The organism is Grylomicrobium aquisgranense (assembly GCF_033971865.1).
Classification (GTDB): domain Bacteria; phylum Bacillota_I; class Bacilli_A; order Erysipelotrichales; family Erysipelotrichaceae; genus Bulleidia; species Bulleidia massiliensis.
Genome location: NZ_JALBUR010000044.1, coordinates 1 through 13,105, shown reverse-complemented (window position 1 = coordinate 13,105; position 13,105 = coordinate 1). Strand labels below are relative to the sequence as shown.

Annotated in this window: 12 protein-coding genes and 1 tRNA gene; 10 read left to right on the top strand and 3 right to left on the bottom strand. The window is 48.6% G+C overall.

Annotation, left to right across the window (positions count from 1 at the left end):
- Nucleotides 1–299: 299 nt before the first annotated feature.
- On the bottom strand, nucleotides 300–2,033 hold the full coding sequence (locus MOZ60_RS10600) for an IS66 family transposase (protein ID WP_370596652.1): 1,734 nt from the start codon (nucleotides 2,031–2,033) through the stop codon (nucleotides 300–302).
- A gap of 362 nt (nucleotides 2,034–2,395) precedes the next feature.
- On the opposite strand from MOZ60_RS10600, the gene MOZ60_RS10595 reads away from it, so the two are divergent.
- Both MOZ60_RS10595 and MOZ60_RS10590 read left to right on the top strand, forming a co-directional pair.
- Nucleotides 2,396–2,471: transfer RNA gene (locus tag MOZ60_RS10595), tRNA-Asn, on the top strand.
- 114 nt (nucleotides 2,472–2,585) lie between these two features.
- The gene (locus tag MOZ60_RS10590; RefSeq protein WP_370596651.1) at nucleotides 2,586–3,188 is read left to right on the top strand and encodes a hypothetical protein; all 603 of its coding nucleotides are present in this window, start codon (nucleotides 2,586–2,588) and stop codon (nucleotides 3,186–3,188) included.
- Here the strand turns inward: MOZ60_RS10590 and MOZ60_RS10585 are convergent.
- Nucleotides 3,176–4,039, bottom strand: coding sequence for a YitT family protein (locus MOZ60_RS10585; protein ID WP_370596650.1), 864 nt, complete (start codon nucleotides 4,037–4,039; stop codon nucleotides 3,176–3,178). The two genes, MOZ60_RS10590 and MOZ60_RS10585, sit on opposite strands and share 13 nt — an antisense overlap.
- A 287-nt stretch (nucleotides 4,040–4,326) precedes the next feature.
- On the opposite strand from MOZ60_RS10585, the gene MOZ60_RS10580 reads away from it, so the two are divergent.
- The 8 genes from MOZ60_RS10580 to MOZ60_RS10545 all read left to right on the top strand — a co-directional run bounded on the left by MOZ60_RS10580 (nucleotide 4,327) and on the right by MOZ60_RS10545 (nucleotide 11,567).
- On the top strand, nucleotides 4,327–5,844 hold the full coding sequence (locus tag MOZ60_RS10580) for a radical SAM/SPASM domain-containing protein (protein ID WP_370596649.1): 1,518 nt from the start codon (nucleotides 4,327–4,329) through the stop codon (nucleotides 5,842–5,844).
- Between the two features lie 132 nt (nucleotides 5,845–5,976).
- The gene (locus MOZ60_RS10575; protein WP_370596648.1) at nucleotides 5,977–6,192 is read left to right on the top strand and encodes a hypothetical protein; all 216 of its coding nucleotides are present in this window, start codon (nucleotides 5,977–5,979) and stop codon (nucleotides 6,190–6,192) included.
- 146 nt (nucleotides 6,193–6,338) lie between these two features.
- Nucleotides 6,339–6,983 (top strand): ECF transporter S component, encoded by a 645-nt coding sequence (locus tag MOZ60_RS10570; RefSeq protein ID WP_108775470.1) that lies wholly within the window; start codon nucleotides 6,339–6,341, stop codon nucleotides 6,981–6,983.
- A 19-nt stretch (nucleotides 6,984–7,002) separates the two neighbouring features.
- A complete protein-coding gene (locus MOZ60_RS10565; protein WP_370596647.1) occupies nucleotides 7,003–7,782 on the top strand; it encodes a type III pantothenate kinase in 780 nt (259 codons plus the stop codon).
- Between the two features lie 123 nt (nucleotides 7,783–7,905).
- Nucleotides 7,906–8,217 (top strand): metal-sensing transcriptional repressor, encoded by a 312-nt coding sequence (locus MOZ60_RS10560; RefSeq protein ID WP_371832664.1) that lies wholly within the window; start codon nucleotides 7,906–7,908, stop codon nucleotides 8,215–8,217.
- Nucleotides 8,218–8,231: 14 nt separating this feature from the next.
- Nucleotides 8,232–10,802 (top strand): heavy metal translocating P-type ATPase, encoded by a 2,571-nt coding sequence (locus MOZ60_RS10555; protein ID WP_370596646.1) that lies wholly within the window; start codon nucleotides 8,232–8,234, stop codon nucleotides 10,800–10,802.
- The gene (locus tag MOZ60_RS10550) at nucleotides 10,799–11,023 is read left to right on the top strand and encodes a heavy-metal-associated domain-containing protein (protein WP_370596645.1); all 225 of its coding nucleotides are present in this window, start codon (nucleotides 10,799–10,801) and stop codon (nucleotides 11,021–11,023) included. Before MOZ60_RS10555 ends, MOZ60_RS10550 begins: the two co-directional genes overlap by 4 nt.
- Nucleotides 11,024–11,102: 79 nt before the next feature.
- Nucleotides 11,103–11,567: an RrF2 family transcriptional regulator gene (locus tag MOZ60_RS10545; RefSeq protein ID WP_277007567.1), complete on the top strand. Its 465-nt coding sequence runs from the start codon at nucleotides 11,103–11,105 to the stop codon at nucleotides 11,565–11,567.
- 428 nt (nucleotides 11,568–11,995) lie between these two features.
- On the opposite strand, the gene MOZ60_RS10540 is transcribed toward MOZ60_RS10545, so the two are convergent.
- Nucleotides 11,996–13,105: RNA-guided endonuclease InsQ/TnpB family protein (locus MOZ60_RS10540; protein WP_370596644.1), on the bottom strand; the 1,110-nt coding region annotated here is incomplete at its 5' end.

Below are 13,105 nucleotides of genomic sequence, written 5' to 3'. Positions count from 1 at the left end.
GGTCAACCCGTTGGAATACTATCTCAATAATCGTAAGTAAATACAAACGTAGCGCCGTATACGGAAAACCGTACGTACGGTGCAACGGGAGGGTCGAGCCGCTAACGCGGCTCACTCTACCCTATTGCTCTGGAAAGAACTGAGTTCCCTGCCTGAATGTGAAAAGATTTGAGAAGTGCTTGTGCAGTGGAAACGGCATTATGTGTTAGTGCTGTACATAAATCTGCGCATTGGTAGAGCATAATGCGGTTTATTGTTACTATTCAGCGACAATGTAAACTTTTAAAAACACGCCGGAGTTATGCTCTGGCGTGTTCAGTGCTCTCTGTTGGCCTTTGCCACCTTCCGTTCATCAGTGCAGTCATTAGTTCCAGTGTATTTGCTTTCTGCAGATTTGCACTCTGGATGACGGTCAGAAGGGATGTTAAATACGATGCAGTATCTATGCTGTAACACTGTCCCGATATCTTCTTATGTGCCTTTACAGTACGGCATTGCCGTTCTGCTGCGTTATTCGTATACGTCACATCAAAGTCCCTCAGGAACAGCAGATGTTCATCTACATATTCCTTCATTCGTTTCAGCGTCTTGATACCATCCGGTACATATTTTGCAGGCGTTTCTTCATGTTCCTGTTTATACTGATCAATTGCTTTGTCTATGATTGCAAGATATTCTCCTTTGATGCCTTCATACTCGCTTTTATCCATTTCGTTTCTGCCTTCTGCGATCAGTTCATTTTTTCTTTTCAGCGAACGCTGCAGAAGCCTGAGCATCTCTGCACATCCTTCGATCTCATCAAAATCAACTCCTGCTTTCAGGTACCTCTCTATATGTGCATTGCATTCTGAATGTTCACAGTTCAGCAGAGTATAGTATGGCTTGAAGTGATCATGGCACAGTACATTTGAAAACCCTTCAAGGAGCTTCAACGGTCCTGTCTCTGCATCTTTCCGCTTCTGTGTCATTACAAAATAGGCAAACTGTGGTGTGCAAAGCACATGAAGCCATGATTGCATGCCGTTGATCCTGTATCCTGTTTCATCCACATGCACAAGCCAGGTATTTATGATCTGCTCTATTGCATATGCACGATAATCCCGGCTTCTTTCCTCAAATTCTCTCATCCAGTTGACAACCGTGCTCTCTGTTAAGCTCAGTTCTCCATTGCTCAACTCATTCAGAATCTGGCAGAGACGTCCAAGCGACACGACTCCCTTACTCTGCAGATAAAGCACCTGGCTTTTCAGATAATCTGAATAGACAAGTGGATTAATCCGGAATCTGTTCATCATATCCGCACGCAAAGTAATTCCATCATCGCTGACCACAAAATGATATTCACGGATTTCTGTGACATAACGGGCATCTTTTACCTGCGCACAATAATATTTGATTCTGCCGCTTTCATCATAGACAGGCTGTGCACCTGAAGGTGCTGCTTTCACATGAATCTCAATGACTTTGTCACAATGAGAAGACAGTGATGATCTTGTGGACGCATGTCCTTTCTGTCCGCCTCTGCTGCGTTCTGTTTCTTTTCTTGAATTGACAGGTGCTTTGCCTTTCTGTTTGACTGCATCATCAAATCTGTATGTGCTGGATGGATTATTGATATTCGTCGTATCAGACATCTTTCTTTTGCGATCTTTACGTTTCAGATCGTTAAGTTCATCATTCTGGTCCTGAATAATCTTCAAAAGATCTTCAATCCGTTTATCGCGTTTCTCAATTTCCAGAGTAACAGCATTAGAAATTTGTTTAATTTCTGATTTCAGCTTGTCCAGTTCAGTCTGACTGTCTGCGTTCTGCTTCTTAAGGACACAGACAGTAGTTTCAATACCCCGCAGCTTCAATATCAATGACTGGATCATGCGCACATCAGCTTTTGATCTGGCTGTTCTGATTTCCAGTTTCTCTTTCAGGGAAACATTCAGTTCCTTCTGGCGTTCCAGGCATTGAATCAGTCCCTGATCAAAGTATTCCTTGTGAGCGAGATACGTCTCTGGTGATAAGTGATTACTATATTTCATGATCACAGAATAAACAAAGTAAAAGACGAAATCAATATGTGGAAAAAGTCAGTAAAACATGGCTGTTTTGAAGGACAATCGTCTCAAAAAAAGCAGTTTTCCACAGCTTGCTTATTTCAGAGCCGGGATTTAGGTACAGATCACCTGCCATATCAAATATGACAAACGCTGGATTGCAAAAGTTTTCCACAGCAACTTCTTCAAAAAAAACGGAGCTTTTATGAAAACATTTATGAAAATGATCGAAGATTCATAGAGCTTTACAACTTAATGTCTCATATCGCTGAATAGTAACGGTTTATTTGAGAAATGAAAAATATTTGTTGCAAGATGGGTTGCAGTGCCGTATACTATTAACGCACGCCTTAATAGCTCAGTCGGCAGAGCACCTGGCTGTTAACCAGGGTGTCACAGGTTCGAGCCCTGTTTAAGGCGCCATCAAAGAGAATTGGCTGAAAATGCTGATTCTCTTTTTTGCGATTTATGATGATTGGAACAGGAAAGAGCCAGATGCATGCTGGCGGAGACTTTGGGTGAAGTATACTAGTGGATATGGAAAATGATTTGAATGAAGAATATCGAATTCCGTGGAACCGGCTGGATCATACCGGGATGTTTTTGTCGGCCAATCGGTATATGACAACAGATGTGCTGGCACAGCTTGGGGTGGTGATTTCTCTTGTTTTGTCTGTTTTCCAGATATGGTTTCTTGCCTGCGCGGGCGGTTTCTTCCTGCTTTTTATACTGGTGCGGCTGCTTGTGCATTTTGATCTGGGCAGTGTGGATGAGAGTATTTCATCTGTTTTGCATGCCAGTGAGAAGATCTGGCTGGTGCAGGGAGAGAAACGCTATGAATGCCATATTGTTTCCCGGACACCGTTTCCTTTTGCGGGTGGAATGGTGCTGCGCTGTGGGAGCTTGACACTGATTCTTTCTGATCGGGAGGTTGTGGTGATGGAGAAACATCGCTGTGCCGGTATCATGAAGGACGATTTGTCTGTGCGGATGGATGCGGTCATGAAAAAAGAAGAGAACATGGCGGCAAAGGATGCACGTGTGATTACCGAAGGCGTTCATCCGGTCTGTCTGTATGGCCGGATCCGTCTTTCTTCTGTGCATTGCCAGCTTTCTCTTCTGTATTCTCATCTGGTGTGATGGTCTGGATATTTCTTTTTCATGGTGAAGCCGCGGCCTTCTACCTGTGAAACACGGGAGACGATGACAAAGGCAGCCGGGTCCATGCGGCGAATAATTTTTTCGATGGCGGGCAGTTCGCGGTTGGAAATGATGGACAGCAGCAGTTCCTGCTGTTCCTGTCCATAGCCGCCTTTGGCATCCAGCATGGTGACGCCGCGGTCCATTTCCTGCAGGATTGCCTGCCGGATTTCATCCGTCTTTTTGGAGATCACTTTCACTTCTGTTTTTGCGGTGCCGGATAACAGCAGCTTATCCAGTGTGAGGGTGTAGATCAGTACGATCAGGATGCCATAGAGCACTTCTTCCGGGGTGTGCAGGAAAGCCTGGAAGATCAGGATGGCAAAGTCAAAAGCATACATGGTGGCAGATACGGGCAGGTTAAAGAGCTTGTTGAGAATGAGCGGCGGGATATCCATGCCGCCGGTGGAGGCACCTTCACGGATGACCAGGCCAAGGGAGAGGCCGATGCCAAGGCCTGCAAAGATGGCATTTAAGATCGGCGTGGCGGTCAATACGGTGTTTTTCAGTGTCTGTTCAAACAGGGACAGGGATAATGGGTAGACAAAGGTGGAAAGAATGGTTGTCAGGGCGAATTTCTTTCCCAGTACAAGCCATCCCAGGATGAGCATGATGATATTGAAAATCAGAACAAACAGGGAGATGGAGAAACCGCTGATGGCATTGACAGCCAGAGCGATACCGGTGGTGCCGCCGGTCAGCAGGCCGGAGTGGACCAGGAACAGCTGGACGCTGAGGGCATAGAGCATATTGCCAAGAATAATAATCAGAATGGATTTGACTTGTTTCATAGAGCCTCCCGCAATCCAGCCTATTGTACTTTTGTTTCGGGGTTTGGCAAATGGGCAAAATGCTGGAAAGTAAACGCATATCACTTTAGTATGCTATGTGTACAGAATCGCTTTGTTTGTCCTGTAAGCCTATACATTTGCAAAGAAGTTGTGACAGGCGGTACAGATTTGACAAGTCGCGCAAAATGTAGATGCCATTTTGTGGACAATGTGACAAAATAATGAGCGATAACCTGTATATATGGCCTTGTCATACAGCCATATATGGATAGAGGGGAGAGAACGATATGGCATCAATGAAGGAAAATATCTCGCATGCAGCAGAGAGACAGGCTGTGTCTCTGGTTGCAGACCAGCTTGTAAAGAAGGTAAAGAATACAAAGGATTACCAGGAGCGTTCAGAAGTATATCTGAAGATTGTCGACATGGCTGAGAAGTTCTATAAGGACGCAAAGCCGGAGACATTTGAGAGAGTCCGGAAGTATGTTTCCAATCCTGATAACCGCTGGATGAAGATGATCAACAGCATGATTGATGATGCGGATCCGCATTATGCAAAGATGATGCTGCTGAATCTGGGCTATGAGTCTTTCTTCCGCGGCACGAAGATGATTCGTGAGAACCGTCAGAAGTATAACTGCAACATTCCCTGGCTCATCCTGTTTGATCCGACCAGTGCCTGCAATATGCACTGCATCGGCTGCTGGAGCGGTACCTACGGTCACAAGAGCTCTCTGACTTTTGATGAGATGGATAAGATCGTCACCGAAGGCAAGGCGCTTGGTCCGCATCTGTATATGATGACCGGCGGTGAGCCGATGGTAAAGTGGAAGGATATTGAGAAACTGGCTGAGAAGCACAATGACTGCTTCTTCGTCCTGTATTCCAACTCCACACTGATCAATGAGGATGTCTGCAAGAGAATTCAGCAGCTTGGCAATATCTCCTACATGCTTTCTATTGAAGGCTCTGAGAAGACAAATGATGAGCGCCGCGGCAATGGCCACTATGATGCTGTCATGAAGGCAATGGACCTGCTGCATAAGTATGGCATTATCTTCGGCACATCCATCTGCTATACAAAGGACAACATTGATGCAGTCACAAGTGATGACTTCTTCAATATGCTGGCTTCCAAGGGTGCCCACTATGGCTTCTATTTCCATCTGATGCCGGTTGGCAACAATGCTGTGCCTGAGCTGATGCCGACACCGGAGCAGAGAACTTACATGATCAAGAGAATCCGTGAGGTTCGTTCTGAGACATCCGACATCCAGTTCTTCCCGATGGACTTCCAGAATGATGGTGAGTTTGTCGGCGGATGCATTGCCGGCGGCAGAAACTACTTCCACATCAACTCCAATGGTGATGCGGAGCCGTGTGTCTTCATTCACTTCTCCAACACCAACATCAAGAACAACACGATCCTGGAGATGCTGCAGAGCCCGCTGTTCATGGCATACCATGAAGGCCAGCCGTTCAACCGCAACCATCTGAGACCGTGCCCGATGCTGGAGAACCCGGATCTGCTTGTTGAAATGGTTCACAAGACAGATGCCCATCAGACCAACATCGAGTCTCCGGAGAGTGTTGAGCATCTGTGCGACAAGTGCCGTCCGTATGCCGCTGCATGGAAGCCGGTAGCTGACAAGGAGTGGGCAGAAGAGAAGCATAAGAAGCCTGCTTATGAGAACTACACAGCTGAGAAGCGTGAACATCCGGAACTGGCTGCCTTTGAGCACGCTGATGGCACCAACCACATTGATATTGACATCAATGCACCGGAACAGAACAACCGCGCTTGATTGATGCATACGAAGAGAGTCCTGCGGGATTCTCTTTTTTTATCAGAGTGATGGATCTGTATTGCGGCGTGATGTTTCCGGTTGCGTTTGCTATGGTTCAAGGTTATAAAAAGGGTACGGAAACAGAATTGTATGAAAAAGAAAGTGGAGAAAAAACTGACAAGATATGAAAGAGCTGCCGTTCTGCACTATGTGATGGCATTGGTGTTCTTTGTGACAGTCTTCATGCAGGTGGTCTCCCTGTCATTTCGTGCTGCCATTCTGCCTTTGATCCTGGGTGCTGCCTCCCTGGTGATCGGCACCATTTATCTGTATTGTGATAAAAAGAAACTGGAAAAGAAATGCTGAGGAAGAGTTGATGGCTCTTCCTTTTTGAACGGGGCTATAATGAAATGCGGTCAGAAAGACAATGATCCCGATGGACATTGATCTTTGCTTTTGGCCATTTCTGTTTTGGTTCGCTGCATCCAGCAATGGAGCGGCAGGAGGTAAACATGACAAAAAACAAACAGAGAATTCAGCGGATGACGCTGGCAGCTTTCTTCGCGGGCATTGAGGTCCTGATGGCCTTTACGCCCATCGGCTACATTCCCATGGCAGGTCTTTCCATCACGACCATGCATCTGCCGGTTATTCTGGCAGGCATCCTGGGCGGTCCCGCCTTTGGTGCAGGGCTTGGCTTCGTCTTTGGCATGACATCATTGATCCGTGCCACCATGGAGCCGAGTGTGACATCCTTTGTCTTCTCTCCGTTTATTACCGTCGGCGGTGTTTCCGGCAACTTTGCTTCGCTGCTGATCTGCTTTGTGCCGAGAATCCTGCTTGGCGTGCTGTCCGGTTATCTGTACCGGCTGTTTCTGCGCCTGATGCATAAGAGTGTGCCGGCGGCAGCTTTGAGTGCTGTGATCAATACCGTTCTGCATACGGCTGGTGTGCTTGGCGGAATCTATATCTTCTTTGGCCCGCAGTATGCCAGTGCCCTTGGCACCGGCATGCAGGGGCTTGTTGTGCTTCTGCTTGGCGTTGTCTCCAGCAACATGGTTCTGGAGGCCATCCTGGCAGGTGTTGTGATTCCGGTGCTGGTCAGGGCACTGGCCCCCAGTGCGGTACGCATGGGACTCATGGAAAGAACTGCCTGAGCTGGCAGTACGAGGAGAAATGATGCACGGATACCTATTGGCGATTGATGCCGGCAATACACATGTACGCATTGGCCTGATGGATGAGGAAAAGATTGTCTTTACGATACGGCTGAGCTCTCTGACGCCGCGTACGGCGGATGAATACTGGCTGGCGGTGCGGGATTTCCTGCAGGATGCCGGGATTGACAGAAAGCAGGTGGCCGGTGCCATCATTTCGTGTGTGGTGCCGGATGCATTACATGCCCTTGTCAGCTGTGTGAAGAAGTATTTTGATCTGGATGCGCTTGTGGTAGGGCCGGGTATTCGTACCGGGATCTCGGTGCGCACTGACAATCCACGTGAGATTGGTGCTGATCGGATTGTCAATGCGGCCTATGGGCATGCCATGTACCCCCAGGGGGTAATTGTGGCAGACTTTGGCACAGCCGTCACCTATGACTATGTCTCTGCAGAGGGAATCTTTGCCTATACGCTGATTGCGCCTGGCCTTGATATCTGTGCACAGGCTTTGAAAAACAATACAGCCAAGCTGCCTGGCATTGCTCTGCAGATGCCATCCGGCATTCTCGCAAAGAATACGGTGTCAGGCATGCAGGCAGGCGTGATGTACAGCTATCTTGGCGGGGTTGAAAAAGTTATTGCGATGATGAAGCATGCCCTGCATACGGACTGTCCGGTGGTGGCTACCGGTGGTCTTGGCCGGATGATTGCATCTAATACGCATGCGATTGATACGTATGATCCGGATGTGGCATTCAAGGGGATGCGCATGATCTACAATCTGAATCAGAAGTAAAGATAGACAGAAATCAGGCGAAATCTGGTTTCTGTTTTTTTCGTGCAAGCTTGTTGACAGATACCCCGCGGGGGTATATAACAATTGCCGTGAAGGGAGATACCCCGGTGGGGTATAGGAGATATGGAAGGAATGGAGAAAGGATGTGCATGCAGTACGCGCAAGGTGCTGCGCAGTGAGCAGGAAAAGAAAGACCTGCTTGTGCGTCTGAAACGTGTTGAGGGACAGATCCGCGGTATTGAGAAGATGGTTGAGAATGATATGTACTGTCCGGATATTCTCGTGCAGGTTTCAGCGGTGCAGAGTGCTTTGAACAGCTTCAACAAGGTGCTGCTGGCATGTCACATCAAGGGCTGTGTGGCGGATGATATCCGCGACGGCAAGGATGAGGCAGTGGATGAACTGGTGACACTGCTGCAGAAGCTGATGAAATAGAAAGAGGGTCGTGTATGGAACAGTATATTGTAACGGGAATGTCATGTGCAGCATGCCAGAACCGTGTGGAAAAGGCAGTTGCCAAGGTGCCAGGTGTTAAGAGTGTCTCGGTGTCACTACTGACCAACAGCATGGGTGTGGAAGGTACGGCAGATGATGCGGCAATTATCAAGGCAGTTGAGAATGCCGGTTATGGTGCGAAAAGGAAAGGTGCTGAGGCAAAGCAGTCTGCACAGAGTGAGATTGCGGCTGAAGAGGATGCATTAAAGGACAGAACAACACCGATATTGAAGAAGCGGCTGATCTGGTCGATCGTCTTTCTGGCAGCTTTGATGTATATCTCCATGGGTCATAACATGTGGAACTGGCCGCTGCCGGCATGGTTTGTGCATAATCACATGGCTCTGGCCATGACGCAGATGTACCTGGCGCTGATTGTGATGTATATCAACCGTAAGTTCTTTATTTCCGGTTTCAATTCGTTGATTCATGGCGCTCCGAACATGGATACCCTGGTGGCACTTGGTTCTTCGGTATCCTTCGGATGGTCATTGTTTGTGACGTATGAGATTGCCGGTATGTATGCACAGGGTGCAGATCCTGCCAGCATCATGAGCGTGTATCACAATGAGCTGTACTATGAAAGTGCCGCGATGATTCCGGCTCTGATTACAGTTGGCAAGCTGCTGGAATCTATCAGCAAGGGCCGTACGACCGATGCGTTAAAGAGTCTGTTGAAGCTGGCACCGAAGAAGGCTGTGCTGATGCGCAATGGGCAGGAAGTGGAAGTCGGCATTGAAGAAGTGCAGACCGGCGATGTGTTTGTGGTCAGGCCTGGTGAGAGCATCCCGGTGGATGGTGTGATTATTGAAGGCACCACTGCTGTGGATGAGTCTGCTTTGACGGGTGAGAGTATTCCGGTTGATAAGCAGGTCAATGATACCGTCAGCGCCGCAACGATCAATACTTCCGGCTTCATCAAGGCACGGGCTACCCGTGTTGGTGAAGATACAACATTGTCTCAGATCATTCACATGGTTTCTGATGCGGCTGCGACCAAGGCGCCGATTGCCCGTATTGCGGACAAGGTATCCGGCATCTTTGTGCCGGCGGTGATCATCATCGCTGCTCTGGTGCTTGTGGGCTGGCTGATTGCCGGACAGACACTGCCGTTTGCCCTGGCAAGAGCGATCTCTGTACTGGTCATTTCCTGCCCTTGTGCACTTGGTCTTGCAACACCAGTAGCGATCATGGTTGGCAATGGCATGGGTGCTAAGAATGGCATTCTCTTCAAGACAAGTGAGGCACTGGAAAATGCCGGCCGCACCCAGATCATTGCGCTGGATAAGACAGGTACGATCACAACCGGCAAGCCGGCAGTGACGGATGTTGTGGCAGCGGATGGTGTCAGTGAAGCAGATCTCTGGCAGACAGCCTATGCGCTGGAGAATCATTCAGAGCATCCGCTGGCAGCTGCCATTCGTGAAAAGGCAGAAGCGGATCATGTGAAACTGGCTGAAGTGCGTGACTTCAAGGCGCTCAGCGGCCATGGCTTACAGGCAGTGCTGGATGGCAAGCAGCTCTCTGGCGGCTCACAGAAGTATATTGGTACAGTTGCAGAGATTCCTTCTGCTTTGCGCAAGGCAAGTGAAGAGCTGGCTGGCCAGGGCAAGACACCGCTGTTCTTTGCCCGGGATGGCAAGCTGCTTGGCATGATTGCCGTGGCAGATACGATCAAGCCGGATTCTGCTCAGGCAGTCAATGAATTGAAGAATCTTGGCATTGAAGTTGTCATGATTACAGGTGATAACGAAAGAACTGCAAAAGCAATTGCCGCCAGGGCAAATGTGGATCATGTGATTGCGGGTGTCCTGCCGGATGGCAAGGAAGCTGAGATCCGTCGCCTGCAGAAGTATGGCAAGGTTGCAATGGTCGGTGATGGCATCAATGATGCCCCGGCATTGACAAGGGCAGATACCGGCATTGCGATTGGTGCGGGTACGGATGTGGCAATTGACAGTGCAGATGTGGTATTGATGAACAGCAAGCTGTCAGATGTGGCAGCGGCAGTCAGACTGTCGCGGGCAACATTGCGGAATATTCATGAGAATCTGTTCTGGGCATTCTTCTACAATGTGATCTGCATTCCGCTGGCAGCCGGCCTGTATGCATGGAAGATGAATCCGATGGTTGGTGCGGCGGCTATGTCGCTGTCCAGCTTTACGGTATGCATGAATGCCCTGCGCCTGAATCTGTTCAATATGCACAGAACGGACAGGGATCATGCGATGAAGAATAAAGTGACACTGAATGATGAAGATTTCCATACGGAAAAGAAAGATACAGATCTTGGTACAGATAAGGAGGATAACAAGATGGAAAAGGTACTGCATGTGGATGGAATGATGTGTGAGCATTGCGAGGCGCGTGTGAAGAAGGCGCTGGAGTCTGTGGATGGTGTTGTCAGTGCAAAGGCAGACCGCAATGCCAAGACAGCGGTTGTTGAGCTGAGCAAGGATGTGGATAATGCTGCGCTCAAGAAGGCGGTCGAAGATCAGGACTACCAGGTCACAGGCATCGAATGAAGAAGATCCTGCAATTGCGGGGGATGATGTGTTCCTGCTGCGAGGTGCGGGTAGCCAACTGTCTGCGCAATGTGCCGGGGGTGAGTGATGCCGGGGCGGATTTTCATACGAATCAGGCCTGGATCATGTGTATTCCGGAGACAAGTGAAGCAGATCTGAAGGAGGCTGTGCGCCAGGCAGGATATGAGCTGATTTCTATCAAGGATCCTGTATTTCATTGATCAGTTTCACCGGAATGTCCAAATCAGTACTGGTAATTCGTACCCTCAAGGTGTATATTTGCACGGCGGGGAGTAAGGAATGCAATTAAATCTTGAAACTGATTATGGGATCCGGTGCATGTTGTTTCTGGCAGAGGCAAAGCGGTGCGTGACTTCGGTAGAGATGACCGAGAAGCTTGGTTTTCATACTGTTGAGCATACCCAGAAGATTCTGCGGAAACTGCGTGATGGGGGTCTAGTGAAGGTGAAACTTGGCAGCAATGGCGGGTATATGCTGGCCCGGGATGCCAGTGAGATATCTGTTCTGGAAGTGCTGAAGGCGATGGAGGAAACCATCTGCATCAACCGCTGTCTGGAGCCGGATGGCTACTGCAGCAGATATGCAACGTCGTACTGCCCGATGCACAAGTATTACAAGAAGGTGCAGCGGATGATGGAGTCAGTGTTTGCCGCTGCAACGATCCAGGATATTGTGGATGAAAACTTCCCGGAGGTGCCGGAGATCGTCACCCCGGTGAAAGTCAAGAACAAGGTAGAAGCCTGAAGAGAATGTCAGAGTATAGCTGGCATTCTTTTTCTATAGCTTTTGGTAAAATAAAAACAGCAGATATTTTGTCTGCTGTAAACAGGATCACCATACACGGTGGCGGTTGTCCCTCCGAAACAGAAATGTTTCAGGAGGGTTTGGATGTCCCTCTTAAATTAAAGCATCCTTAGATGCCTCCCGGCAATGATGCCGGCATGGTTTGTGAGGTACAGCCTATGAGTGACTGTCAACTACCCGCGGCTAAAGCCCGCAGGCTTGAAGGAACACGGCTGCACATAGAATGTGCAGTCGTGCACTCCAACTTACCCTGATACAACTAACTCGCTTATCTGCCGCAGCAGGTAAGTGTAGGTCTGCCAGTGGGAGGGCGGTTATCATAGTGAGTTGCCAAACTATGAGGCAGGACTGTACTGCCATACTGCCTTTCAGCAGTTATCTATTGCAATGCCGGATTCTTGCAGTAAGGCAAGACCGGCATTTTTGATATTGATTGCGGCGTTATGATCACGTACATGGTGTGAACCGCATATTGGGCATACCCATTCTTCCTGCCCAAGTACGATACTGTTGTCGTCTGACATGACACAGCCGCATGACGAGCATGTCTGCGTCGTGTTTCTGGGATCGACAAGCAGACATATCTTTCCGCGTTTGGAAGCTGTGTTTTGCAACTCAGTCAGAAAAGTTCTCCATCCACTATCTGAGATTGCCTTTGCCAATTTGTGGTTCTTTTTCAAATTTCGAACTTTGAGATCCTCGGCAAACAAATAGTCGTGGCTTTTGACTTCTTTGTCTGCTGTACATCTGATAAAGTCCAATCTTTGATTTGCCACATGACGATGGCATTTAGCCAGTCTGAGACGTGCTTCCTGATAATTTCTGCACGTACGATAGTCTCGGCCATCTCGTCTGGCAGCTTCGTACTTTCGTGAAAGGGCACGCTGCGCTTTGCACAACTTCTTTTCTGCCTGTTTCAGATAACGCGGTGACTCGATCACACAGCCATTACTATCCATCAGAAAGTTGGAAAGATTCAGATCCATGCCTGCCGCTCTGCCAGTGCTGGCATAAGCAGTATGAAATGGTTCGTCTGATGCCAGAGCAAGCGAAATATAGCAGTCTCCGCACGCATCCATCCTGATGGCAACAGTACCAATGCGTGTTTCTGCAACACGATTCAGCAGCGCATCAATCAGCTTGCGGGAACCTTTCATGCGGATCGTGCCAAGCATCGGCAGCACAAGATGATTCCTGTCTGTAAAGCGTACGCTTCCTTCGTACAGGCCGACAACGTGTGGAATGGTATTCAACTTCTTTCCGGCATAGTGATTGCTGGTCTGATAGCAATACGTGTTGTCAAACTTGTGGAATGTCGGAATACTGGTTCCTTTCACTTTTCTGAACTGATTCCACGCCCGCTTATAGTTCATAATGGCATGAAGTACCATGTCTGAATCGCAGTCCCACAAGAAAGGAATTGCGTTCTTGATAGATTTTGCATCACCATATGCAGATGCCAGATATGCAAGCCTTTC

Excerpts from the sequence above, each read along its gene's own strand:
- MOZ60_RS10555 (WP_370596646.1), top strand. The coding sequence starts at position 8,232 with ATGGAACAGTATATTGTAACGGGAATGTCATGTGCAGCATGCCAGAAC.
- MOZ60_RS10570 (WP_108775470.1), top strand. The coding sequence starts at position 6,339 with ATGACAAAAAACAAACAGAGAATTCAGCGGATGACGCTGGCAGCTTTC.
- MOZ60_RS10580 (WP_370596649.1), top strand. The coding sequence starts at position 4,327 with ATGGCATCAATGAAGGAAAATATCTCGCATGCAGCAGAGAGACAGGCT.
- MOZ60_RS10560 (WP_371832664.1), top strand. The coding sequence starts at position 7,906 with ATGGAAGGAATGGAGAAAGGATGTGCATGCAGTACGCGCAAGGTGCTG.
- MOZ60_RS10585 (WP_370596650.1), bottom strand. The coding sequence starts at position 4,039 with ATGAAACAAGTCAAATCCATTCTGATTATTATTCTTGGCAATATGCTC.
- MOZ60_RS10545 (WP_277007567.1), top strand. The coding sequence starts at position 11,103 with ATGCAATTAAATCTTGAAACTGATTATGGGATCCGGTGCATGTTGTTT.
- MOZ60_RS10550 (WP_370596645.1), top strand. The coding sequence starts at position 10,799 with ATGAAGAAGATCCTGCAATTGCGGGGGATGATGTGTTCCTGCTGCGAG.
- MOZ60_RS10600 (WP_370596652.1), bottom strand. The coding sequence starts at position 2,033 with ATGAAATATAGTAATCACTTATCACCAGAGACGTATCTCGCTCACAAG.
- MOZ60_RS10575 (WP_370596648.1), top strand. The coding sequence starts at position 5,977 with ATGAAAAAGAAAGTGGAGAAAAAACTGACAAGATATGAAAGAGCTGCC.
- MOZ60_RS10565 (WP_370596647.1), top strand. The coding sequence starts at position 7,003 with ATGATGCACGGATACCTATTGGCGATTGATGCCGGCAATACACATGTA.
- MOZ60_RS10590 (WP_370596651.1), top strand. The coding sequence starts at position 2,586 with ATGGAAAATGATTTGAATGAAGAATATCGAATTCCGTGGAACCGGCTG.